Here is a 24,164-nt window from a genome sequence, read left to right as displayed (position 1 = left end):
ACTTGCTTTTGTACGTAAAAAATAATTAAATCTTTAAAAAGTTGTTGAATCATTCCGAAACATTATTTTTGATGAAAATTATTCTAAAAAATGATTCGCCTTTTTGATATTTCGCTAAAATTAAATGGTTTTCCTATAGAGAAAGCCAAGACCGAATTGGATAAAATTGTTCATTTTTCTGAAGAAGAATACATTACATTTCTTGAAAATAAAAAGAAAGAAATCGTTGATTTTCATTTAAATAATAATTCTTTTTACAAGAAATTAGTTGGAAATACTCCTGTAGAAAATTGGGAAGATTTACCAATTTTGAACAAACAAAATCTCCAAAAACCACTCGAAGAAAGACTTTCGAATGGTTATTCAAAAAACAATATTTACCTCAACAAAACTTCTGGATCAAGCGGAACTCCTTTTGTTTTTGCTAAAGATAAATATTCACATGCTTTAACTTGGGCTTCCAATATTATGCGCTTTGGCTGGTTTGGAATTGATTTTAACCATTCGTATCAGGCACGTTTTTACGGAATTCCAATGGATTTTATTGGATATCAAAAAGAACGTTTCAAAGATTTTTTGAGTCATCGTTATCGTTTTCCAGTTTTTGATTTGTCTGATGAAGTACTAGAAAAATTTCTGGAAAAATTCAAAACCAAAAAATTCGATTACCTCAACGGATATACCAGTTCTATTGTTTTGTTTGCCAAATATTTGGAAAAGAAAAATATTGTTTTAATTGAAATCTGCCCCACCTTAAAGGCTTGTTTTGTTACTTCGGAAATGCTTTTTGAATCGGATAAAAAGTTATTGGAAAAACAATTTGGTATTCCGATTATAAGCGAATACGGCGCGTCTGAATTGGATTTGATTGCTTTTGAAAATCCAAAAGGCGAGTGGCAAGTTAATGCCGAAACCCTTTTTGTCGAAATTTTGGATGAAAACAATAATCCTGTTCCACATGGAACAGAAGGAAAAATTGTGATTACTTCTTTATACAACAAAGCAAATCCATTCATTCGATACGAAATTGGCGACATTGGAATTTTGGACGAAAAAAGTACACCTCAAAAACCAATTCTTAAAAAATTAATTGGAAGAACCAATGATGTTGCCATTTTACCAAGCGGCAAAAAATCTCCAGGTTTGACGTTTTATTATGTAACCAAAAGCATTATTGAAGATGATGGAAACGTCAAAGAATTCATTATCAAACAAACTAAATTAGATACTTTTGAAATTGAATATATTTCTGAAAATGAATTAGTTTCAGAACAAATTCAAAAAATAAAAGAAGCAATTGATTTATATTTAGAACCGAATTTAAACTTCACTTTTACTCGAAAAACAGTTTTAGAAAGTGACCGAATCGCGGGAAACTAAAACAATTTAAATCGTATTTATAAAAAATAAACAAAATCTTACATTTGTTTTTTTAATTAAAAACTTATGGAAGATCAATCTTTACTTTCTGAAGAAACAATTTCTAATAAAATATATTTTATCCGTGGTCAAAAAGTGATGCTTGATCGTGATTTGGCTTTGCTTTATGAAATAGAAACTAAAGTTCTAAAACAATCTGTTAAAAGAAATTTATCCCGGTTCCCGGAAGACTTTATGTTTGAACTTACTAAAATAGAATATGATTCTCTAAGGTCACAATTTGTGACCTTAGAGAAAGGAAGAGGTAAATATCAAAAATATTTGCCTTTTGTTTTTACAGAACATGGAATTTTAATGCTTTCAAGTATCTTAAAAAGCGACAAAGCAATTCAAACCAATATTCAAATTATGAGGATTTTTACGAAAGTGAGACAGATGCTTTTAGATACAACTGAAATTAAAGTTGATATTCTTCAAATTCAGAAGAAATTAGAGAATCATGATAAAAACATAGAGTTGGTTTTTTCTTATTTGGATGAATTGAATGAAAAGAAAGAAAATGAGTCTGAAAGAGTGAAAATTGGATATAAAAAATAATTCTCTAAGGTCGCAAATTGCGACCTTAGAAACTTGATGTCACAATTTGCGACCTCAAGTTTGTCATTTATATTACGGTTTGAAAAAATTGGAAGTCACAAATTGTGACCTCCAATTCTAAACTAAAATCTTTAAGGTCGCAAATTGCGACCTTAAAATTCGAAACGTATTATTTAAAAAAATTGGAGGTCGCAATTTGCGACCTCCAATTCTAAGCGAAATTCTTCAAGGTCACAATTTGTGACCTTGAAACTTGAAGTCGCTATTTGCGACTTCAAGTTGAATTTTAAATCTTCTTTATATATTTTGATTTGATTATCAATTGAGTAAACAAAAACCTTATCATCAATAAAATAGAAAACACAAAATTATATCCGTGAAATTCTCTGTAAACACCAAAATTATGTTTAATCAATTTAAATTTTGAAGAGGAAACAGAATCTTTTCTAATTCTGTAAAAAGCTAAAGATTCTGGAACTGGTTTTGCTATTTTAATTTGTTTTAAAATCGTAAGCCATATTCTCCAATCTTGTCTTTTTTGTGAGGTTTCCAAGATAATTTTTCCAAAATAATCTGCATCATAAACAGCTGTTAGATTGCCTACATAATTGCAGAAAAACAATTGTTTATAAGTTAATGGATTTGGTGATTCAACTCTTCTATTCAAATCATTTCCTTCTTCATTAATAGAATCGTAAAAGCTAAAAGTAAAATGTAAATTATTTGCTTTTAAAAACTGAATCTGTTTTTCTAATTTCTCAGGAAACCATAAATCATCAGCGTCTAAATAGGCAATATATTTTCCTGTGGCTTTTTCTAAAGCGGCGTTTCTGGCAAAACCATTTCCGCGATTTTGTGGTAGTTTAAAAAGCTTTATTCGACTGTCTTTTTTTACAAATTCTTCAATTATAGTAATCGTAGTATCTGTAGAAGCATCATCAACCAAAATCATTTCCCAATTTGTATAGGTTTGATTTTGAGCTGACTCTATTGTTGTTCTAATGAACTTTTCAGTATTATATGTTGGAGTTAAAATAGATACTAAATCGTTCATTAGAATTGAATGTCTTTCAAAGTTAAATGTTATTTAATGTAGCTTGAAAAATCTTTATGTTCTTCTTTAGCAAGTTCTTCAGGAGATAATGATTTGAAATACTCATAGGTAATTTTCATTCCCTCTGCACGGTTTACTTTTGCTTCCCAACCTAGCAATTCTTTTGCTTTTGTGGTATCGGGCTGACGCTGTAATGGATCGTTTATTGGCAATGGATGATAAACCACTTTCTGATTTGTTCCTGTCAGTTTTATAATTTCTTCTGCAAAATCTTTGATCGTGATTTCGTCTGGATTTCCAATATTTACTGGATATACATAATCTGAATGCAACAATCTATAAATACCTTCAACTTGATCATCAACATAACAGAAAGAACGTGTTTGCATTCCGTCACCAAAAATGGTTAAATCTTCTCCGCGAAGTGCTTGTCCGATAAAAGCAGGAATTACACGTCCGTCATTTAATCGCATTCTTCGTCCGTAAGTATTAAAAATACGAACGATTCTGGTTTCTACGCCATGAAAAGTATGGTACGCCATTGTTATAGATTCCTGAAAACGTTTTGCCTCGTCATAAACACCACGTGGGCCAATTGTATTAACGTTTCCGTAATATTCTTCAGTTTGCGGATGCACCAAAGGATCTCCGTAAACTTCTGATGTTGATGCAATCAAAATTCTGGCTTTTTTTACTCTCGCCAATCCAAGTAGATTATGCGTTCCTAAAGATCCTACTTTCAAAGTCTGAATCGGAATTTTTAAATAATCAATTGGGCTTGCCGGCGAAGCAAAATGCAATATATAGTCTAAATCTCCAGGAACATGAACAAACTTAGTAATATCATGATGATAAAATTCAAAGTTTTCTAATTTGAATAAATGTTCAATATTTTTAAGATCTCCCGTAATCAGATTATCCATTCCGATTACAAAATAACCTTCTTTGATAAATCTGTCACATAAATGCGATCCTAAAAAACCTGCCGCTCCTGTAATAAGTATTCTTTTCATTTCAATATTTTCTGTTCATTACAATCGTTTACCAAATTAAGCATACAGTAAAAAATTATAAAGAAAATTATTCCTCTTTGTCGACTCAAAAAAGATTCGGTCAAAAATAAGACTATCATTGTTACTGCGAAAGCAATATGTACAAAATCTTTAGTAGCTATTCCTTTTCTGATGGTCGTAAACAACATCATTACGACTGTCAAAAATCCAAATATTCCTAATTCTGAAAATATTTGAACATATTCATTATGGAAATTAAACTCGCCATAATTGGGGTATAAATTATGTTCTTTTACTTTTTCTTTTATTTTATTTTGAGAAGCATCTAATCCAAATCCCGTGAAAAAGATATTCTCTTCCACAAGCATTTCTTTAAAAATTCTAATTTGAAAAAGTCGAAAAGCTGTTCCTGGAAAAAAATCATTTTGTTGAAATTGATCTTGGTTCCAAGCTTGTTTTAGACTAATATTATAAATTGGCCCTTGATTTTTTGCTTTAGTTTCATTCAAAAATCCATCAACAAATACAGTTTCAAATTCAATCATAAATCGATCTCTAACGGGTTTAATAAAAAGTATAGAACTCACAGATAATATAATGACCGACAACAATATGGCTTTCTTCGTTTTTCTAGAAACATCAGAAAAAAACGAGTAATATATTATTATCATTACTAAATCGACTATAATGATATTCTTTGATGATAATAAAAAAATAAAAACAATAAGGATTATAAATGCTATTTTATCGATAATTGACTTTTCTTTTTTGGCTAGAAAAAAAAACATGGCCAATGAAACAAAGACAGCCATATATATAGCATTCAATTCTAAAGTAACGAGTTCATGGTAGAAAAAGACTTCTTTATTTCCTGAATTTATAAATCTTACAATTGCCTTTAAAATATAGAAAACCGTAAAACCTACCATTGCAAAACTATACCAACTGAAAACCTTGTTTACATCATTTCGATTTATTTTTGGCAAGCTGCAAAATGCTAGAGGAATTAATAAAAATAAAACTTCTTTTTGTAACCCCTTAATTGTTTGCTTACTTTCTATGGTTCAGATAAGTGATAAAAGCATTAAACCATACAATAGAATTGGAAATACTAAAACCTTTGGAATTGAAAAATTTGCTTTTTTTGATTTGACTAAAGAAACCAGTAAAAAAACAATACAAGTTAAACTTCCTATTGAATGTTTCAATGGAAGGGCAATCAACATTACGGCTAAAAGAAAAATGAGCAATGTTTTATTCTGCCATAATTCATCAATTTTACTGAAGACTTTTTTCAAATAATCTGAGGTACGATTCATTTATTTTATTCCAATTAAATTCTTGAATTATAGTATCGAAGTTATCTTGAACCATTTGGTCATGATCTGTTCTTTTTACCGTTTCTATGAGACGCTTAATATCTGCTGCATCCGAGAAGTAAAATGCATTTTCTTGTAAAATAGCACGGTTAAACTCATTGTTATGCGCTACAATTAATGCTTTTGCCGCCATCGCTTCCAGTAAAGACGGATTTGTCCCTCCTACTGAATGCCCATGAAAATAGAGCTTAGAAAAATATCTCAAATTATCTAAATGTTCTTTATTATAAATTCCGCCTGTAAAACATATATTTTGATAACTGCTAAATTTATTTTTAAGATGATTCCCAAAACTATTATTACTGTTTCCTACAACCAATACAACCTTATCATCTTTACTATCGACTATTCCTTCTAAAATTACTTCGATATTATTCTCAGGCTCAAATCGAGCGATCAATAGGTTGTAGTTGTTTTTTTCTACATTATAGACTGAAAGTAATTCTTCCTTTTGCTTAAGGAACGGCTCAGCTCCATACGCAATGTAAGTTGCTTCTACATTGTATTTCTCTTGCAAATATTGTTTAATTCCAAGTGAATCGGCAATTAGGTAATTACTGCCTTTCACTGCTTTTTGTTCTGCAAATTTTAAAAACTTTTGGGTGGTTTTAGAATATTTTGTTCTCTTCCATTCCAATCCATCCATATTGGTAATAATAGTCGATTTTTTAGGGAAAAGAAAAGACCAAATAGAACTGCTTGTGTATCCTAATTGTAAGATAATGTCAAAATTTCTTTTTCTCGAATCTAGAATACAATTCAAATCATAAATAAATTGTCCTGCAGAACCCATTTTATCTTCGGGATCATATTGATGAATAATATGTACTCCCCTATACTGTTTTTCCTGAAAAACATGATTATGTGAATTATATACATAAACTTCATATTTTTGCTGCGCTAAATACACTGCAAAACATTCTGCAAATTGCTCAAATCCGCCATAATTGTTAGGGATTCCTCTAGTACCAAGAATGGCTATTTTCATCTATTTTTTTATCAATCAGAAGCCAAAAATAATGATTTTAAAAATTAAAATTTAGTTATAACAAATTCTATTTTAAATTATGAATACATAATTAAATTCCTATTTTTGTTTGAAAGCAGCTTATAGCAATATTTATGATAAATTTTGAATATCTCGAAAACCACTTAGATGATCTTCGCTTAAAGTATTTAACAGCAAAACCTTTTCCGCATTTAATAATTGATAATTTTTGTGAAGAAGAAAAATTACTTAAAGCTCATAAAAGTATCCCTGAACTCAACAACAAGAGTCGCGATTATTCTTTTGCAAATAATAAATTTGAAAAATCAAATTATAGAGAATTAGGCATGAACTTCATGAACTATATGATGACCTCTCATCTGAAAGATTCAATAAAATCATATCTTATATAACATCAAAATCAATTTTTGTTGACCCGAAAAATCACGGTGGAGGATTACATCAGGGCAAGAAAAATAGTTTTTTAGATATGCATTTAGATTTTAATTATCATCCTATTAACAAAGATTGGTACCGAGAATTGAATCTGCTTTTATATCTAAATAAAGATTGGAAACCAGAATATAAAGGAGGTTTAAAAATATGTGATTTAAGAACTCTAGAAGAAGCTGAACTTGATGTTCCTTTTAATCGCTTAATTATCCAACAATGTGCTCCTTACACACTTCATGGATATGATATGACTTATTTTCCAGAAGGAAGTTATAGAACATCAATCGCAACGTACGCCTATCAAATTCATAAAAGACAAATTGAAAAACCGCGAACAACAGATTGGTTTCCAAAGGAAGATGCTTCTTTTTTAAAAAAACAATTTGCAAAAAATTATAACTTTTTAGTGCAAACGAAAAATAAGCTGTTTGGAAGCAATACTGCTAAAAATCAGTAATTAAATTATCTAATTACTGATTCTGTTTTGTAAGACGGTATACTATTTCTGCTGATTTTTTCCAGCTATACTTTTCTTTAATCTTTTGCGCCATTATTTTAAAATCTGCGCCTAAGTTTTCTTTTAAGATTTTTTGAAGTTTATCATTAAAATCAATCTGATTATGAGGATCGAAATAATAGTCTTCAAAAAAGCTAAAATCTGACATAGCCGTTTTATCTGAGCAAATTGTCGGAATTTTTGCTGCTACTGATTCTAATGGAGGAATTCCAAAACCTTCAGCCATAGAAGGATAAACAGATGCATCTGCCCCTCTTAGTAGTAATAACATGGTTTTAAAATCGGTGTTTTTTAAAGTAATTATCTTATTTTTTATTTCAGAATCTGCTTGGCTAAAAATTTCATTGTATTGAGGATTACATAACGTATCATTTCCTAAAAAAAGAAGCTCGTATTCTTTATACAACTCCAAGTCTAAAAAAGCCTTTAAAACCATTTGGTGATTTTTTCTTGGCTCCCATCGGCTTACATAAATAATATATTTTTTTAGTGAAAATTTTTGGGCTACTTCATTCTTAATTAACACTTTATCATAATCTTCAAAAAATACATTGTCAATTGCGTTTGGCGTTATTTCATAATTTGAAAAACCAAAATGCTGATGGATTTTTTGTTTAGAAAATTCTGAAACTGTTAATCTAATTTCTGACCATTTGGCACTTTGTTTATATAAAAACGTATTGATGATTTTGCTGAAAAAAGAGAAATATTCTGGAAAATCAATAAACAATATATCGTGTGTTGTAACAATGTATTTACACCTTTTAAACGGTGAAACGGTATATTGAAAATGAGCAAAATCTATTTTATGTTTTTTTATAATTTTCGGTATATCAATAAGCAATCTCAAATATTTGTTTTCGTATTTATATTTCAAATAGGTAACATTTGAATGATTGCCAAAAATAGATGCTAAATTATCTGGATTAGAAGACACTAAAAAGAAATGAAGATCTTTTTTTATAATCAACTCAGAATATAAACCTTGTATATATGTTCTAGTTCCTTGAAAACCACTATCAAAAACATGACAGTCAACAAAAATACTGGTTGTGTTTTTAATATTCATCTTTTATTCTTTTTTGGCTATTATGCTCTCTAATCATTAATTCTCTAAGAGCAATCAAGAATCCAATTATTATCGATTTGTTGTCTAATTTTAAATACAATCCTAAAAATACCCAATTTGAAACTATCAGAAAAACACTTGAGCCTATTAATAAATAATTTATTGTCTGCACGTTCTCTACATCAGATTTTTTTTGTCTGAATAAAAAAATCAAAAAAATCAGTAGCAATGAAACACCCAATAATCCCGATTTTAAAAACACAGTCATGTATCCATTGTGTACAATTGGAATATACTGAACATATTCGTGGTCGTTTGTCCAAATTTTTCTACCCAAATTCAGAGTCGATCCTAAGCCTTCGCCAAAAATTATAGCCCTATTTCCGTTAGCTGAAACTTGTTTTACAGTAATTATATTTTCAAATGATCTATAATTGTCATTAAAATCTTTCCAGTCATCCTTGTCTATTTTTGTTTTAAAAGCTTCCTGAGGAGCAATTTTTATTTTATACAAAAAAGCTTGAATTCCTTTTCCTTCTCTTTTTGGATTAATATAAACAATGGCTGTATAACCTACAATTACAGCCACTAGAACCAATAAAATTACTTTTAAAGATCTTTTATTAAAAGTTAAATATCCTTTTAAACCAACATATAGAATTATAAATTGAATCAAATTTGTACGAGCGAGATATAAAAAGCTTGATAAACCAATTATGACTATTAAAAGTAATCTTTGATTCTTTGAAATTTCTAATTTCAGGTTTTTATAAAAAATAAGAATAATTAGTATATAGATTTCATAATCACTAAAATATCCTCCATGTTCTCTTAAAAGATTTACACTTAAAGTTCTAAATTCAATTACAGCAAAAAGTATCATTACCAAGTGCATAATAGCAATCGCTAATCCAGTATAAACCATGACTTTTAATCCTAGTTTACTACTAAATCTGCATAGTTGATAACCTATAAATAATCCTAAAATCGGTTTAACGAGATACGTAAAATCTCTTATGAATAAAAATGGTGTTGTATTATTGAAAAAAGTAGAAACAATTGCAATTAAAAGAATTAGGAGAAAAATGGCATTGTATTGAATTATGGTAAAAGAGTATTTTCTTTTAACGGTTACCAATAAAGTTAAAGACCAAACTGCAAAAGTAAGTTCGTAATTAGCAAACAAGGAAACTATAATGCATAGCAAAAATAAAACTTGATACGGAAAACTTTTATAAATCTTGATATTCATTATTCCTTGTTCAATCTAATTATTGGTTTTAAAACAGTACAATATAAAAGGATTACCATTATTTCTATAACAATTGTAGCCAAAAAAGCACCTTGGAGTCCAATGTTTTTTACGAACAAGTAAATTACGAACAAACTAAAAATAGAAGAGCTAATCGTAATATTTATGTACATTTTATTCTTGTCTAATGCAAAAAGCAATTGTTTTAAAGCAAAGGAAATTGCCATAAACAGAGGAATAATCAGACCTAGTCTGAAAAAGAATGCCATAGAATCTAATTCATTTGAAGAAATATTGAAATACATTAAAATCTGATCTGTCAATACAAATGCAACAACTACTAATAATAGGATAAACAAATAATTTAGACCATTATACTTCAACCAATTAGAAATTCCGTTTTTTAAACTAGTATGTATCTGCAGACAAACATCAGCATATACGAAATTGAAAAACATTTGCAAATAAGTCCTGAAAGTCATAACAATCTGCTCTATAATTCTATATTGTCCGGCCATGTTATTTCCTCCTACATAACTAATAATCATTATTGGCAGATACTGATAAAATGAAAGAAACAATTGAGAAAAAGTCAGAGAAAACTCTTCTTTTAACAACATCACAGCGTCTTTAGTAACATTGCGGTAGAATCGTAAATTATATTTTTCGATCAGACTAATTAATCCTATCAAACTCGAAATAATTAATCCCAATCCTAAATAAGCATTGGCAAAAATGTAGTCTTCCTTTTTATTAATAAAAATAAAGATCCCAACTACATATATTGCTTTAGAAATAATATTGATGAAAGAAATCCATTTATAATTTTCTAGACCCTGAAAAATCCAAGTGGGATTTATTAATTGACCAGCCACATATAAAAAACTGAAAAAGAATACAGCCTGTTCTTTTTTAAAAAAGGGTATAAAATAAACCAGGAAAAGAGCTATAAATAATAAAATTACAATCAAAAATAACTTCATTACATAAATTGAAACTATTTTCTTTCTTATAATTTCAGCATTATTTCTGTTAATTGATATTTCTTTAGTTCCGTTAATATAAGAACCGTAATCGACCAAAACATTTAATACTAAAGCAAACGAAAATCCTACTCCAATCTTACCTAATCCTTCTTTTCCACAAATAGTTACCAAATATGGCATTACCAAAAGCGGACTCACCAGATTAACAATCTGACCAATTCCGTAAATAACAAAATTCCTGATTCGGCTATTTTGCAATATATTTTGGTAATTTAATTTAAACAAGATATAGGATTTGTTTAGAAATTAGAATAAAGCTTTTGGTTAATTTTAAAAGCTACGAAATTCATTATAAAAAAGTTAAAAAATATTTTGTATCAAAACCAGATAAAAAGAGCCACAAAATGTGGCTCCTAAATATTTATAAAATATCGTTATTTTACGATTAATTGTATTTGATCATAAAGTGCTTTTTCTGAATAAAACAACGGATCATATTTTCCTTCCTTAGTTTTGAAGTTTTGTATAACAGCATTTTTCTTATCTACAATTTTTATGCAATCATTTGGAATGAAATAGTTGAAAAATAATGAATCTTTAGCTTCAAAACTTTTACTGTAATACTTCATTTTAAAATTTTTGATAATGATTTCTTTTTGGTCTTCATTTGTTCCAAAATCAATTCGGATATAATTCGGAATTGCATCTTCTGGAAGATTAAAAACAATGTCTTGCGGATTATCATTACCTTTTACAGCTGTCCAAACTGAATTTTCTTCTTTATAAGGAGCCTCATAAGCATCCTGGCTATAATACAACTGAAAATTATCGTCCGTTTTTACTGTTGCTGTTAAAGTCACTTGAAAATTATTATTTTTTGTTTCAACTTCAGCGGGTTTAATCTCTTCTTTACTAACTTCTTTCTTACATGAAGTAAATGTGACGAATAAAATCAAACTTGCAAAAAATAGTTTTGTTCTCATTTTAAATTTTTGGGCTAATTTAGTTTTTAAAGTTTAAAAATGCTTTATCTGTATTAATATTTCTTCTATGCTATTTTATCTACAACTAATAACTTCTGCTTTCTATAAAAAGCCTTAAAAAATTGTAGCAAAATATAAATAAAAACAAATAAGAAAGGAAAAAACAGTTTCTTTTTTCCGTAAAGGATACCTTCTTTTTCAATGTTTAATGTTGTACTAATATCTTTTATAATTTTATCGTAGCCTATTAATTCAATTCTATGATTTCCTTGTTCTCTAACTAAATCCCCTTTTGTTTTAATAACATCGTTAAGCTGGCTATTCTCATTATAATAAACTAGTTTGTCGCTTTTTTGAGAATTGTTTGCTTTATTAGAAAATTCATTGAGTAAGCCTTCAATCTGAGAAATTGTCACATCATTTTGCTCCATTTTCGCTTTAACATTAGCTAATTGCACCTCCTGAATCTTTTTATAAAACTCTGTTTGATTTAAAAAACTCAAAAATGGTTCTGTCCCTTTTTTATCATCAAGTAATCCATCTGTCATAATTGAAATTCTGTGATATCGGTAATTTTTACTGGTCAGATTATCTTCTATAATTTTTTTGACATCGCCATTATCTGACATCAATTTTATTAATTCAAAATTTTCGGGTTTATTTTCAATTAATTTATAGATATCGGTTATAGGCTTTATTTCAATAGATTTAAGGTTTTTAGGATATTGAATTCCAACAGTATTTTTTAAAAATAGCGTATCGCCTTCATTAATTTTAGAGTCAATTAAATTAATTTTTGAATATAAATAATCAGTACTCTCAAAATTTGGAGCTACAATAATTTCATGCGTATATTTTCTTTGAGTAATGTCTAGAAATAGTCCTATACCGAATCCTAGCAAAACTAAAACCAAAACAATTACCCAATTTTTTATGAAAAACTGAATTCCTTTAAAAATAGAAGTATTAATTCTAGCAAAAAAACTATTAACCTTCTTTGAAATCAGAACTAAATCAATCTCTTGATCTTCTGCATTTTGCGGTACTTTTGTACTCATTTAAAAGCGCTATTATAAATTGAAAATCTGTTCTAAAATTTTAATGGTAATCAAATAAGTTGGTTTTACACCTGTTGTTCCTAATCCGCCTGAAGCCAACGTGCTTCCTGTTTCTAAAGGATTATCTGAAGCATAATACGCATAACGAACTTTAATATCGTGTGGTACACTTTTTCTAATTTTTGATGCCGACTGAATTGCTTTTTGGTAATAAGAACCTTCCATTTCTAGACCAATTACGCCCCAAGTCGATTCATGGAAAAACTTTAATAAATCTCTATTTTGTAATGAAGTTCCAAGAACGGTAACCATTGCTCCTTCATAAATATCTATATCATTTCCTTCAAACATTGCGCCTGTCAATTCATTTTCGAAGAAATAATTATCTGCCGTTCCTTCGTTGATATGTGCAGACGGAATCATGATATCGCCTTTTCCTCCTTCTAGAATTCCGGCTTTACCCATAATAGAAACCGATTTTACATTTAGTAAAGTTTCTTTTTTATATGGTTTTAAAAGTTCGTCGATAGTCTCGTAGGCTTGTTCACCAAAAGCATAATCCATTACGATTATTACTGGTTTATCTTCCCCAACATTAGCGTGAGAAAAGGCTGTTTTTGACCAGTCAATTTTAGCAGTATCAAAAATTTGAACATCGATATTGGTTCCTGAGCAATCTGGTAATGAAATCATTCCGTTCTTTAAAGCCAAATCTTCTACTTGAGATCTAATTTCTTTTGAACCAGAACCGCTTAATTCTTCATAAATAAAGAAATCTGTTTTTCCTTTGTATTTTGTTTTTAACAATGGTGTTGCAAAAATCGAATTCATTACACTGTGCATGTTAGCACTGATAACGTGAATTGGTCTTTTCAACAAATCATTTGCTTTAAGAACTTCTTTGATGTTTGTTGCCCAAATTTCTCCGTGAATATGGTGTCCCAGACGCTCACGTAAAACGGGGCTAAAAGTAATTGTACGTTTATTATTTTCAACAATTTCTTCGATTGCTAATTTTCCTAACCAATAAATAACGTGCAAGAAGCGATCTGGCGCAGTTTCTGAACCAAATGCGTCGTAAATGTCTAAAACCTCTTCAAAAGTTCTCGCCAAAATATTCGCAACATGAGAAATCGCTTTTTCTTTTTCTACCAAAGTAAGCTTTTTGGTCTGCATAACAGCTTGTTCCAGTTTCTGCCAATCGCGAGAAACCTCTCCTCCATCGTCTATTAAAACTCTATTTTTAATTTTATGAGATTCAATGAAAATGAAAGTCAAGTGGGTTAGAATATCGTAAATGTCTGAACGTCCACGCGTGATTTCGACATTCATTTGCTCTTCGTCGATTCTATAGCAGTTTCTTCTTCTTTTTGGAGGAACAATTGCTTGGAAATGCGATTTAGAATATCCTTCGTCTGAAGTTAAATTGATAAAACGGCATTGCTCAATTCCTATCGGAAGACGCTCAATAACGTACAGAAGTCCGTTAAGTTCTACTTTTTCTTCGGCAATATTCCCGTAAATCTCAGGACGTAATGCTAATAATGATTCTCTTAAACTATCGCCCGAAACTCCCATTGGTTTGTAAAAACCGCGGTTGAATAAATGGCGCATTGTAATGTACATTTTTTCTATCGCCGCAGAAGATTCCTGCGCTCTAGATCTTGAAATATGTTTGGTTTCTTTCATTTCTTTTTAATTTTAAAATCATCTTCATTTGTAAAGAAGATGTGAATATTTCAATAAACGAAAGTAGGAATTATATATATAACTTTAATGAATTTCCATTTAACAAATTGTTAGACGGTGATTTTAAAAAAGCTAAATCCTACTTCAAATTATCTGCAATATCTCTATTATTTGATAATCTCGGAAGTTTATTTTGTCCGCCCAGTTTTCCTTGCGATTTCATGTAATCTTGAAATCCATTTTTAGAAACTTTTGTGATCACTACTTTTCGTAAAACGTTTCCGGTAATTAAATCATCGTAATAAATGTTTTGCTTACGCATTGAATTGTCAATCGTTTCTGCAAAAATTTCCATGTCTTCAGGCTCTTTTTCAAATTCTATTAGCCATTCATGATAAGGTAATCCGCTTGCAGGCGTTATTTGTGGTGCAACGGTAAATTCGTTAATTACAATATTAGTAGAATTTACGGCTTCTTTCATCGCATTTTCGACCTCATTGGCAATTACGTGTTCACCAAAAGCCGAAATATAATGTTTAATACGTCCAGAAACTATAACACGATGCGGAGCCAAAGTGGTAAATTGAATAGTATCGCCAATATTATAACGCCAAAGTCCTGCATTGGTCGAAATAATCAAAACGTAGTTTACTCCTACCTCAACTTCACCTATTGTATATACTTTCGGATTTTCGTTAAAGAATTCGTCTGCTTTTATAAACTCGTAAAAAATACCAGAATTCAAAAGTAGCAACATTCCTTTTTCTTTCTGAGAATCTTGATAGGCAAAAAATCCTTCAGAAGCTGGAAACAATTCGATACTATCAACTTTTCGGCCAATCATGTTTTCAAATTTGGCGCGATAAGGCTCATAATTAACGCCTCCGTAAATAAACAGATTAAAGTTTTTGAAGATCTCGCCAATCTTTTTTCCGCCGCTTTTTTGCTGTAAACGTTCAAAATACATCTGGACCCAAGACGGAATTCCAGAAATCACCGACATATTTTCTTTGATTGTTTCATCTGCAATAGCATTTACTTTGGTTTCCCAATCTTCAATACAATTAGTTTCCCAAGATGGCATTCTGTTTTTCTGTAAATATTTAGGAACAAAGTGTGCTACAATTCCAGAAAGTCTTCCAAATTTGATTCCGTATTTTTCGGTTAGAATTGGGCTTCCTTGCAAAAAAATCATTTTTCCGTCAATAAAATCCGCATTTCCAGTTTCATGAATATAGTGTAAAATTGCATTTCGAGCCGCTTCTATATGATAAGGCATTGATTCTTTGGTTAGCGGAATAAATTTTGCTCCCGAAGTTGTCCCCGAAGTTTTAGCAAAATACAATGGTTTTCCTTTCCATAAAATATCCGATTCGCCTTTTACAACCTTTTCAACATAGGGTTTTAAATCTTCATAATCTCTTACAGGAACGCGTTTCTGAAAATCCTCAAAGTTTTTTATCTGATCAAAATGATGATCTTTTCCAAATACAGTACTTTTTGCATTCTCTATCAAACTTTTAAAAACCTTTTGTTGGGTTTCAACTGGTTTTTCAGTCCATTTAAGCGTTTGTTTATATATTTTTCGGGCAAAAATTTTTGCCGCAATTGACTTAATTGACATTTTCAGTGGTATTATTTTTTGTCACTTTTCTTTTTGTCTTGAGATTTTGTCTTTAGCTCTTTTTCTGTTTCGGCTACATCTTCTCTTAGCTTTATTTCTGCATCAGATGCTTTCATATTTAAATCTGAAGCATCTTCAACAGATTCTGCTAAGATAGAATCTTTATTAAATTTTGAATAATCTAATTCCCCTTTTAAAACTTTCTGAATCCCTTTTATATAAGCCTCATTTTGTTTTAAAGCCGTTTCTAAAGAATCTGATTTAATAGCCAGTTTCGTAGCATTTCGTTTTAATTCTGTCGAAGAATATCCAGGAATAAATTCACGAAGTGGGGTAAATGCAATAATGAAAGTTGTAACCAAAATTAGAAATATTCCGCCTAAAGTAAACGTTACAAACACATTCATTAAAGTAAGCTTAAAAGAAAAGATCTCTTCAAAAGTGTCTTCATTTAAAATTACTAATCGGTTTTTAATGAATAGTTTTTTCCTAAAATTCTTTTTCTTATTCTTAGTCATTCTGCTTCTTTATGCTAGCAAATATAGTAATTAATCGTCATGATATTTGTTCTAAAAATTTCATGAAGAGCTATAATTTACGATTTTATAAAATATTTAACGCGGTCTAATCGAAATATTTTAAACTAAAAATACTTCTATTTCGTATATTTCTATATACCTTTGCGGAATAATTAAGATAAACAATTTGCTTCGGCATTAAATATATTAGTCATGGGAAGATTAGGTCTTACAGAAATCCTTGTTATCGTAGGTATTGTGATATTACTTTTTGGAGGTAAAAAAATTCCAGAATTAATGAAAGGTTTAGGAAGTGGAATTAAGGAATTTAAAAACGCTGCTAAAGACGATCAACCTGCTGCTTCTAAAAAACAAGAAGAAGAAACGAAATAATAAATTCGAAAAAATTATTAAGTCCCAAATTACAAATGTAGTTTGGGATTTTTTTTATATCTAAAAATTCTTACTTTTAGAGTCCCAAATTTTTACATATGAAAAACTTAATTTTAGTGATGGCTTTTCTGCTCACAGCAGAAAGTTGGTCGCAAACTCAACCCTTTCCCGCCAATAAGGTGTACGGAAACGGAATTATGGCAGTATCCAAAAACAGTAAGGATGCACAAGAAAGTTACGACACTTGGAAAATCAATTTTGTCGAAACCTGTAACAATGGTCGGTACAGGGTAAAATTTGACAATCCAGGTGAAACCGTTTCTGAAGGTATTGCATACGGAATGCTCCTTTCTGCTTACATGGCCGATAAAACACTCTTTGACGGTTTCTGGCTTTACTACAAAGACCATGTGAACGGAAATGGTGTTATGAATTGGAAAATAAACGGATGCTCAGGAACAGCAGGTGCAAACGGAGCTACAGATGCAGAACTAGACGCGGCATTTGCTTTAATTGTTGCCGATTATCAATGGGCAAGTTCTGGAAGCATCAATTACAAAAATGATGCAAAAGCGCTTATTACAGCAATTAAAAATTATGAAATTGAAGCCAATACTTTTGTTTTAAAACCTGGAGATCAATTCGGCGGAAGCCAAATTACCAACATATCCTACTTCTCTCCTGCTTATTACCGAGCTTTTGGTGTTTTTACAAATGATGTCGCTTTTTGGAATCAGGTTGCTGCTAAAGCTTATACGGTTATCAACAATAATTTGACGCAAAATAACGCCGTTGGCGGTTTAGTATCTGATTGGTGCGAAGCTTCTGGGGCATATTCTTATATTGCTGTAATTAATCGTTATAATCGAGAAGGAAAAACCTATACTTATGATGCCGCTAGAACTCCTTGGAGAATTGCCGTTGATTATCTTTGGTACGGGTCTCCTGATGCCAAAACCTATTCTAAAAAAACATCAGATTTTGTTCGGGTTAATCTTGGCGGTTCTGCAAACATCAAAGACGGTTACAATCAAAATGGAAACGTAATCGGACAATGGCATAATGCTACGTTTGTGGGCGCTTTTGCCTGCGCGGCCATGGCTGGTGAAGATCAGGCGCATTTAAATGCTTCTTATAATGATCTTAAAAACCTCAACGAGCCAAATAGTTATTTCAATCATACCCTTAAAACATTATATTCCCTATTACTAACAGGTAATTTCTATTTACCACTAAACGCCACATTATCTAATGATACTTTCGATCTTGAAAAATCTACAGTTACGCTTTACCCCAATCCGAGTGCTGATCGAATCACAATTAACGCGCCTGGGCAATCTACTATCTCGATAATTTCTTCTTCTGGAAGTATCATTCATCAGCAAAAAACAACTTCAGAATTGACAGAAATAAATTTAGCTAACCAATCAAGAGGTGTTTATTTTGTAAAAATATCAAATGCAGATTTTAAAAGCATTACCAAAAAAGTGATTTTGAAATAACTCTAAATCAAAAACTCCCAAATTACGATTGTAATTTGGGAGTTTTTTTATTTATAAATTTCGTTAAATATTCTCGAGAGAAAATTTCTATATATTTGATTAAAATTTTTTATATGAAAAAAACTCTACTTTTTTTACTTTTCTTTTTGCAATTTATTTCTTTATCGGCTCAAAATCCAGCTGAAATTGAACACAATTTCGGAACAATTCCTGGATTTGATGACGAAGTAAAATGTATACTAATTCAATCTGATGGAAAAATAATTATGGCTGGAAAATTTTCTAGCTATAACGGAAACTCCAACATCAAACAAATAGTTCGTTTAAATCCTGATGGAAGTATTGATTATTCTTTTAATTATATTAGAGAGGGTGAATATTATGAAATATTGTCTATTGCATTACAATCTGATGGAAAGATACTTGTGGGAGGTACAAATTATCTCGCAGAAAAACGATTAATTCGTTTAAATGTTGATGGCAGTAAAGATAACACTTTTGACGTAGGATCTAATTTTATTGTAAAAAATAGGGTAAGTTCTATAAGCATACAACCAGATGGTAAAATACTAGCAGCTGGTGATTATTTAATAGCACGTTTAAATTCGGATGGAAGTAATGATGCCTCTTTTAATTTAGGAACTGGTTTTGATAACAAAATTTCATCTATAGCTCTACAACAAGATGGAAAAATAGTTGCAGGAGGATCGTTTAATAAATTTAAAGGAATTAATCAAAATTATTTAATTCGTCTAAATTCGGATGGAAGTAAAGATAGTACATTTGATATTGGAACTGGATTCACTGGTTTCGTTAATACTATTATTATTCAACCAGATGGAAGAATAATAGTAGGAGGTCGTTTTGGCACTTATCAAGGAAGTTCTCAAAATCGTTTGATTCGCCTAAATACAAATGGAAGTAAAGATTCCTCTTTTGTTGTTGATAATTATAGAGATGTAAACGATTCTACAGGTGTAACTTCTTTGGCGCTACAGTCAAATGGCAAAATAGTTGTTGGCTACGGGGGTAGTGGTAACTCCGATAAATCAGCAGTTTTGCAATATTTAAACCCAGATGGAACGAAAGATCAAAATTTTATTGGAACTAGATTCAACCATGATATTTATTCTGTAGCTATTTTAAATGATGGAAAAATATTGGTTGGAGGTAAATTTAGAGGTTGGCGAAACAATATTCAGTACTATAATATTCAATATTATATGGTTTGTTTAAATGCTGATGCAACCAAAGATATGACATTCAATAAAGAAACTGGTTTTGACGGTATAATATTATGTTCTGCTTTGCAAAAAGATGGTAAAATTTTGGTTGGTGGTTATTTCAATAATTATAAAGGAATTCTACAAAGAAATTTGATTCGTTTAAATTCTGATGGAAGTATTGATAATTCTTTTAATTTGCAATATAAATTCAATAATTCAATTACTTCTATAATCTTACAACCAGATGGGAAAATATTAGTAATGGGTTCATTCACGTACTATGATAACAATAACTATAATACCTCTAAACAGTATCTAATACGTTTAAATCCTAATGGATCATTAGACACTTCTTTTGCTAAGAGATTTGATTATGAAGTTAGCGCAATAGCTTTACAAGCTGATGGAAAAATATTAGTTCATACATATCAAGATAATTTTCCTAACCTCCCAAAAAACAAATTATATCGATTAAATCAAGATGGAACTCAAGATCAATCTTTCTTAACAGGGACAGATTTTAACAATGTAGCCTATAGTATTGTTGAACAGTCAGATGGAAAAATACTTGTAGGAGGTCAATTTACTTCTTTTCAAGGAACTACTCAAAATCGTTTAATTCGTTTAAATACTGATGGAAGTAAAGATAATTCGTTTAATATAGGAACAGGATTTGATGCCAGCGTTAGATGTATAACTTTACAAGATGATGGAAAAATTTTAGTTGGCGGTGATTTTGACAATTTTAAAGAGAATCCTCAAGTAAATTTGATCCGATTAAATAAAGATGGAAGTAAAGATGAATCATTTGATTTGGGAATTGGTTTTGGACATTTACCCAGATCAAGTTACAGCTTGGGTGTTAAATCAATAGTTTTACAAAAAGATAAAAAGATAATTGTTGGAGGAGAATTTCAGTCTTATAAAGAAAGTGTTCAAAATCGCTTAATTCTTTTAAATACTGATGGAAGTAAAGATAATTCCTTTGATATAGGGACGGGATTTAACGCTCCTATCGAGACTATAGCATTATACTCAGATGGAAAAATATTACTGGGAGGATGGTTTTTATCTTATAAAGACCAGCTTTCTTCAAATTTAATTCGTTTAAAAGGAACTGAAGTTGTCTTATCAAACGAAGATTTTATCACAGAAAACAAATCATTTTCTGTATGGCCAAATCCAGTAAAAAACACATTAAATATCAATTCATTAAACGAATCTAATTACTCCGTAAAAATTTATGATTTGTTAGGAAGATTGATTTACACAAAAGAAAATGTAAATACTTCAATAGACGTAAGCTCTTTTACATCAGGTTTGTATTTAATTAAAATAAAAGCCGAAAACGGAGAAGCTTCGCAAAAGTTCATAAAAATATAATCGATTGATTTCTAAAAAAACGCCCAAATTACGAATTGTAATTTGGGCGTTTTTTTAAAAGGTAATACTATTTTTTATTTACACTTATTTTTATCAAAAATAGATGTAATCTGGTTTAATACTTTGTCTAGCTCAAATGTTTCCTTTTCAATTGCTTTGCTTATTTTAGTACAATCTGCAAATTCTTGCTTGGCCATTTTTTTCATGGTCGCATCTGTTCCGTATGATTTTACTACATTTCCCATTGTGTTATAGCCAAAAACTAAATGGTCTGTTTCTTTTTTTCCAAAAAAATAAGACGAACTAGGTGACCTGAAAGTATTTCTTCTAGCATCTCCCTTATCAAAAATTTTACCTATTTTAAATTCTTTAACATACACAATTTCAAACCAATGTTTCTTTTTTGAATTAGAAAATTTTCCTGAAAAAATATTAGCACTAGTTAAATAAAGATATTCCATTGTAAATATACCGCCTGATTCACCAGTGTATACTATTTTAGTAAGCTCTTTGCTCGGTATTTTTTCAGTATCTGAATCTTCATTCGCTTTAAAAGTTACTTTAGAATCATCATCATCAACTAGTTTTGCTAAACCTGTTTTTTGAGTTCCATCTGCTAAATACAAAACTGCTTTAAGAAATTTTGCTTGTCCTACAGTAGAACATAATAAAGCTATTAGAATTAAAAAGTTTTTTTTCATAAGTATTTTTGGGGTTTTAATTTCGGGCAAATATAGTAGTATAGTAAGAATTATTTTAAAAAATAAGCCTAACCACTTATATTCAATCTTAAATCAAGCTTAGTTTACTCATTATCAAAGGTTTTAAAACATAAAAAAATGAGTTACAGAATTTAAACTGAAACTGATTTAAAATAAAAACGCCCAAACTTCAAAAAGTTTGAGCGTATTATTATGTTTCCTAATTAAAAAATAGAGTTTTATAAAATCATCGTTAGCTGAATTCTCTTTCTATCTTCATCAACCTCAGTAACTTTTACATCAACATGCTGATGCAGTTTCACCACTTCATTCACGTCACTTACAAAGCCGGCCTTTAACTGCGAAATATGTACTAATCCGCTTTCTTTGATTCCGATATCAACAAAACAGCCGAAGTTGGTGATGTTATTAACAATTCCCGGAAGAATCATCCCTGTTTTCACATCTTTGATCGATTTTACGTTGGCATCAAATTCAAAAACCTTAGCCGACTTTCTTGGGTCTAATCCAGGCTTTTCAAGCTCTTTTATGATGTCTTTCAGTGTAAGTAAACCTATTTCTGGTGTTACATACTTTTCAGGCTTAATAAGCGCTGTTTTCTCTTTGTTTGCAATTAATTCATTCAAAGAAATATTCAAATCCTTTGCCATCTTTTCAACAACTGGATAAGCTTCTGGATGCACTGCCGAATTATCCAAAGGATTTTTAGCATTTGTAATTCTAATAAACGCTGCTCCTTGCTGATAGGCTTTATCTCCCAAACGTGGCACTTTTTTCAACTGTTTTCTATCTTCAAAAGCTGTCCGTTTTCAGAACGATATTGTACAATGTTTTCAGCCAGCTTCTCCCCGATTCCACTCACATAACTTAGTAAATGTTTACTTGCCGTGTTGATGTTAATTCCAACCGAGTTTACACAACGAATAACTGTATTATCTAATTCTTCTTTTAATTTAGTTTGGTCAACATCGTGCTGATACTGTCCTACTCCAATCGCTTTCGGGTCGATTTTTACCAATTCGGCCAACGGATCTGAAAGCCTTCTTCCGATGGAAACTGATCCACGTACCGTTACATCATAATTAGGAAATTCTTCTCTCGCAATTTTTGAAGCCGAATATACTGAAGCTCCAGCCTCAGAAACTATAAATACCTGAACTGGTTTGTCGAACGCGATTTTTTTGATGAAAAATTCAGTTTCTCTCGAAGCCGTTCCATTTCCAATAGAAATCGCATCAATTTGATAGGCGTTAACCATCGAACGAATTTTTTTTATTGCCATCGATTCCTCATTTTGAGGCGCGTGCGGATAAATGGTTTCATTGTATAATAAATCTCCTTTTTCGTCCAGACAAACCACTTTACAACCGCTTCTAAATCCTGGATCAATTGCCAAAATACGTTTTTCTCCCAAAGGCGGAGCCAATAATAACTGCCCTAAATTGTTGGCAAAAACCTGAATAGAATTCGCATCGGCTTTTGCTTTTGCTTCTTGCAGGGTTTCATTTCCAATTGCCGGATTCAATAAACGTTTATAACTATCCTCAATTGCTAATTGCAAATGAGCTGTTGAATTATTTTGTTTTTTAATGATGATTTCGTCAATAACATCGTACGCATCGTCAATATCTACATCAATTTTCATTTTGATAAAACCTTCATTTTCTGCACGAAGCATTGCTAATAATCGGTGAGCTGGAGCTTTTGTTAAAGGTTCTTCCCAATCAAAATATTGGTTGAATTTCTGTGCTCCTTCTTCTTCCGCTTTCTTTTTAACCACTTTTGTAGTGATTGTCGCTTTTCGCTGAAATAATCTACGAAGCTGTTTACGAACGTAGATATTCTCATTGATCCATTCGGCAACAATATCTCTTGCACCTTGAATAGCGGCCTCTTCGTTAATAACATTTTCATTAATGTACTGTGTTGAAATAAAATCAATATCAGCATCACTTTCAGATATAATCAATTTCGCCAAAGGTTCCAAACCGAATTCGCGCGCAACATCGGCTTTTGTTTTTTTCTTCTTTTTGTATGGAAGGTAAAAATCCTCGATTTCTTGCAAATCAAAACTGTCTTCAATTTTTTTCTTCAAATCTGCCGTAAGTGCTTTTTGTTCTTCAATAGATTTTAAAACGGCTTCTTTACGTTTTATAAGTGTGTCATAATCTTTTTGAAGTTTTGCAATCTGCTCAATTACAGTTTCATCAAGATTTCCGGTAGCATCTTTTCGGTAACGTGAAATAAACGGAATCGTACAGTCTTCTTCTAATAATTTTACTGTGTTTTGAATACTAACTGCTGGCGCCTGCACAGACTTGGCAATGAATTGAATATTAGTCATACTTTTAATGAAATGATTTTCTTACTTAAAATAG

20 protein-coding genes and 2 pseudogenes are annotated in these 24,164 nt (G+C 30.6%); 8 read left to right on the top strand and 14 right to left on the bottom strand.

Annotated features, from left to right (window positions below; translation table 11 throughout):
• Positions 1–90 precede the first annotated feature (90 nt).
• Positions 91–1,403: pseudogene (locus ACPWTF_RS12775) on the top strand (phenylacetate--CoA ligase family protein).
• 43 nt (positions 1,404–1,446) lie between these two features.
• A complete protein-coding gene (locus ACPWTF_RS12770) occupies positions 1,447–1,977 on the top strand; it encodes an ORF6N domain-containing protein (RefSeq protein ID WP_427875708.1) in 531 nt (176 codons plus the stop codon).
• 286 nt (positions 1,978–2,263) lie between these two features.
• Here the strand turns inward: ACPWTF_RS12770 and ACPWTF_RS12765 are convergent, their stop codons facing one another.
• Genes ACPWTF_RS12765 through ACPWTF_RS12755 form a run of 3 tightly spaced genes read right to left on the bottom strand, consistent with a single transcriptional unit; the run spans position 2,264 to position 5,030 of the window.
• On the bottom strand, positions 2,264–3,031 hold the full coding sequence (locus tag ACPWTF_RS12765; RefSeq protein ID WP_427875707.1) for a glycosyltransferase family 2 protein: 768 nt from the start codon (positions 3,029–3,031) through the stop codon (positions 2,264–2,266).
• 29 nt (positions 3,032–3,060) lie between these two features.
• The gene (locus tag ACPWTF_RS12760; RefSeq protein ID WP_427875706.1) at positions 3,061–4,044 is read right to left on the bottom strand and encodes a UDP-glucuronic acid decarboxylase family protein; all 984 of its coding nucleotides are present in this window, start codon (positions 4,042–4,044) and stop codon (positions 3,061–3,063) included.
• Complete coding sequence (locus ACPWTF_RS12755) at positions 4,041–5,030, bottom strand: O-antigen ligase family protein (protein WP_427875705.1); 990 nt, start codon at positions 5,028–5,030, stop codon at positions 4,041–4,043. The genes ACPWTF_RS12760 and ACPWTF_RS12755 overlap by 4 nt, the downstream gene beginning before the upstream one ends.
• A 73-nt stretch (positions 5,031–5,103) precedes the next feature.
• Between ACPWTF_RS12755 and ACPWTF_RS12750 the strand changes: the two genes are divergently transcribed.
• The gene (locus ACPWTF_RS12750) at positions 5,104–5,346 is read left to right on the top strand and encodes a hypothetical protein (protein WP_427875704.1); all 243 of its coding nucleotides are present in this window, start codon (positions 5,104–5,106) and stop codon (positions 5,344–5,346) included.
• Here the strand turns inward: ACPWTF_RS12750 and ACPWTF_RS12745 are convergent.
• The gene (locus ACPWTF_RS12745; RefSeq protein WP_427875703.1) at positions 5,323–6,411 is read right to left on the bottom strand and encodes a DUF1972 domain-containing protein; all 1,089 of its coding nucleotides are present in this window, start codon (positions 6,409–6,411) and stop codon (positions 5,323–5,325) included. The genes ACPWTF_RS12750 and ACPWTF_RS12745 overlap by 24 nt on opposite strands.
• Before the next feature lie 134 nt (positions 6,412–6,545).
• On the opposite strand from ACPWTF_RS12745, the gene ACPWTF_RS12740 reads away from it, so the two are divergent.
• Complete coding sequence (locus tag ACPWTF_RS12740; RefSeq protein WP_427875702.1) at positions 6,546–6,824, top strand: hypothetical protein; 279 nt, start codon at positions 6,546–6,548, stop codon at positions 6,822–6,824.
• 77 nt (positions 6,825–6,901) lie between these two features.
• Positions 6,902–7,321 (top strand): 2OG-Fe(II) oxygenase, encoded by a 420-nt coding sequence (locus ACPWTF_RS12735; protein WP_427875701.1) that lies wholly within the window; start codon positions 6,902–6,904, stop codon positions 7,319–7,321.
• A 13-nt stretch (positions 7,322–7,334) separates the two neighbouring features.
• On the opposite strand, the gene ACPWTF_RS12730 is transcribed toward ACPWTF_RS12735, so the two are convergent.
• From ACPWTF_RS12730 to ACPWTF_RS12695, 8 genes are all read right to left on the bottom strand, one after another.
• Complete coding sequence (locus ACPWTF_RS12730; RefSeq protein WP_427875700.1) at positions 7,335–8,450, bottom strand: glycosyltransferase family 4 protein; 1,116 nt, start codon at positions 8,448–8,450, stop codon at positions 7,335–7,337.
• Complete coding sequence (locus ACPWTF_RS12725) at positions 8,440–9,702, bottom strand: hypothetical protein (RefSeq protein ID WP_427875699.1); 1,263 nt, start codon at positions 9,700–9,702, stop codon at positions 8,440–8,442. Before ACPWTF_RS12725 ends, ACPWTF_RS12730 begins: the two co-directional genes overlap by 11 nt.
• Positions 9,702–10,973, bottom strand: coding sequence for an oligosaccharide flippase family protein (locus ACPWTF_RS12720; RefSeq protein WP_427875698.1), 1,272 nt, complete (start codon positions 10,971–10,973; stop codon positions 9,702–9,704). Before ACPWTF_RS12720 ends, ACPWTF_RS12725 begins: the two co-directional genes overlap by 1 nt.
• Before the next feature lie 149 nt (positions 10,974–11,122).
• Complete coding sequence (locus ACPWTF_RS12715) at positions 11,123–11,671, bottom strand: hypothetical protein (protein WP_427875697.1); 549 nt, start codon at positions 11,669–11,671, stop codon at positions 11,123–11,125.
• A gap of 65 nt (positions 11,672–11,736) precedes the next feature.
• On the bottom strand, positions 11,737–12,729 hold the full coding sequence (locus ACPWTF_RS12710; RefSeq protein WP_427875696.1) for a hypothetical protein: 993 nt from the start codon (positions 12,727–12,729) through the stop codon (positions 11,737–11,739).
• Positions 12,730–12,741: 12 nt separating this feature from the next.
• The gene (locus tag ACPWTF_RS12705) at positions 12,742–14,418 is read right to left on the bottom strand and encodes a DUF6909 family protein (RefSeq protein WP_427875695.1); all 1,677 of its coding nucleotides are present in this window, start codon (positions 14,416–14,418) and stop codon (positions 12,742–12,744) included.
• A 139-nt stretch (positions 14,419–14,557) separates the two neighbouring features.
• Entirely contained in the window at positions 14,558–16,042 is a 1,485-nt protein-coding gene (locus tag ACPWTF_RS12700) for a GH3 auxin-responsive promoter family protein (RefSeq protein WP_427875694.1), read from the bottom strand.
• An 11-nt stretch (positions 16,043–16,053) separates the two neighbouring features.
• Complete coding sequence (locus tag ACPWTF_RS12695; RefSeq protein WP_427875693.1) at positions 16,054–16,560, bottom strand: peptidase; 507 nt, start codon at positions 16,558–16,560, stop codon at positions 16,054–16,056.
• Between the two features lie 213 nt (positions 16,561–16,773).
• On the opposite strand from ACPWTF_RS12695, the gene ACPWTF_RS12690 reads away from it, so the two are divergent.
• From ACPWTF_RS12690 to ACPWTF_RS12680, 3 genes are all read left to right on the top strand, one after another.
• On the top strand, positions 16,774–16,953 hold the full coding sequence (locus ACPWTF_RS12690; RefSeq protein ID WP_008465789.1) for a Sec-independent protein translocase subunit TatA/TatB: 180 nt from the start codon (positions 16,774–16,776) through the stop codon (positions 16,951–16,953).
• A 98-nt stretch (positions 16,954–17,051) separates the two neighbouring features.
• A complete protein-coding gene (locus tag ACPWTF_RS12685) occupies positions 17,052–18,455 on the top strand; it encodes a glycosyl hydrolase family 8 (protein WP_427875692.1) in 1,404 nt (467 codons plus the stop codon).
• Between the two features lie 113 nt (positions 18,456–18,568).
• A complete protein-coding gene (locus tag ACPWTF_RS12680) occupies positions 18,569–21,064 on the top strand; it encodes a T9SS type A sorting domain-containing protein (RefSeq protein ID WP_427875691.1) in 2,496 nt (831 codons plus the stop codon).
• Positions 21,065–21,138: 74 nt separating this feature from the next.
• Here the strand turns inward: ACPWTF_RS12680 and ACPWTF_RS12675 are convergent, their stop codons facing one another.
• The gene (locus ACPWTF_RS12675) at positions 21,139–21,765 is read right to left on the bottom strand and encodes a hypothetical protein (RefSeq protein ID WP_250834641.1); all 627 of its coding nucleotides are present in this window, start codon (positions 21,763–21,765) and stop codon (positions 21,139–21,141) included.
• Between the two features lie 239 nt (positions 21,766–22,004).
• A pseudogene (locus ACPWTF_RS12670) lies at positions 22,005–24,130 on the bottom strand (Tex family protein).
• Between the last annotated feature and the right edge of the window lie 34 nt (positions 24,131–24,164).

Origin of the sequence: Flavobacterium sp. MMS24-S5, from assembly GCF_050320125.1 — a bacterium.
Lineage (GTDB): Bacteria > Bacteroidota > Bacteroidia > Flavobacteriales > Flavobacteriaceae > Flavobacterium > Flavobacterium tyrosinilyticum.
The sequence above is the reverse complement of the archived record's forward strand: the minus strand, read 5'-3'. Positions and strand labels throughout refer to the sequence as shown.

Bases quoted from the DNA above. Each gene is read 5' to 3' on its own strand.
- ACPWTF_RS12770 (WP_427875708.1), top strand. From the start codon at position 1,447: ATGGAAGATCAATCTTTACTTTCTGAAGAAACAATTTCTAATAAAATA.
- ACPWTF_RS12765 (WP_427875707.1), bottom strand. From the start codon at position 3,031: ATGAACGATTTAGTATCTATTTTAACTCCAACATATAATACTGAAAAG.
- ACPWTF_RS12760 (WP_427875706.1), bottom strand. From the start codon at position 4,044: ATGAAAAGAATACTTATTACAGGAGCGGCAGGTTTTTTAGGATCGCAT.
- ACPWTF_RS12750 (WP_427875704.1), top strand. From the start codon at position 5,104: ATGGTTCAGATAAGTGATAAAAGCATTAAACCATACAATAGAATTGGA.
- ACPWTF_RS12745 (WP_427875703.1), bottom strand. From the start codon at position 6,411: ATGAAAATAGCCATTCTTGGTACTAGAGGAATCCCTAACAATTATGGC.
- ACPWTF_RS12740 (WP_427875702.1), top strand. From the start codon at position 6,546: ATGATAAATTTTGAATATCTCGAAAACCACTTAGATGATCTTCGCTTA.
- ACPWTF_RS12735 (WP_427875701.1), top strand. From the start codon at position 6,902: ATGCATTTAGATTTTAATTATCATCCTATTAACAAAGATTGGTACCGA.
- ACPWTF_RS12730 (WP_427875700.1), bottom strand. From the start codon at position 8,450: ATGAATATTAAAAACACAACCAGTATTTTTGTTGACTGTCATGTTTTT.
- ACPWTF_RS12725 (WP_427875699.1), bottom strand. From the start codon at position 9,702: ATGAATATCAAGATTTATAAAAGTTTTCCGTATCAAGTTTTATTTTTG.
- ACPWTF_RS12715 (WP_427875697.1), bottom strand. From the start codon at position 11,671: ATGAGAACAAAACTATTTTTTGCAAGTTTGATTTTATTCGTCACATTT.
- ACPWTF_RS12710 (WP_427875696.1), bottom strand. From the start codon at position 12,729: ATGAGTACAAAAGTACCGCAAAATGCAGAAGATCAAGAGATTGATTTA.
- ACPWTF_RS12705 (WP_427875695.1), bottom strand. From the start codon at position 14,418: ATGAAAGAAACCAAACATATTTCAAGATCTAGAGCGCAGGAATCTTCT.
- ACPWTF_RS12700 (WP_427875694.1), bottom strand. From the start codon at position 16,042: ATGTCAATTAAGTCAATTGCGGCAAAAATTTTTGCCCGAAAAATATAT.
- ACPWTF_RS12695 (WP_427875693.1), bottom strand. From the start codon at position 16,560: ATGACTAAGAATAAGAAAAAGAATTTTAGGAAAAAACTATTCATTAAA.
- ACPWTF_RS12690 (WP_008465789.1), top strand. From the start codon at position 16,774: ATGGGAAGATTAGGTCTTACAGAAATCCTTGTTATCGTAGGTATTGTG.
- ACPWTF_RS12685 (WP_427875692.1), top strand. From the start codon at position 17,052: ATGAAAAACTTAATTTTAGTGATGGCTTTTCTGCTCACAGCAGAAAGT.
- ACPWTF_RS12680 (WP_427875691.1), top strand. From the start codon at position 18,569: ATGAAAAAAACTCTACTTTTTTTACTTTTCTTTTTGCAATTTATTTCT.
- ACPWTF_RS12675 (WP_250834641.1), bottom strand. From the start codon at position 21,765: ATGAAAAAAAACTTTTTAATTCTAATAGCTTTATTATGTTCTACTGTA.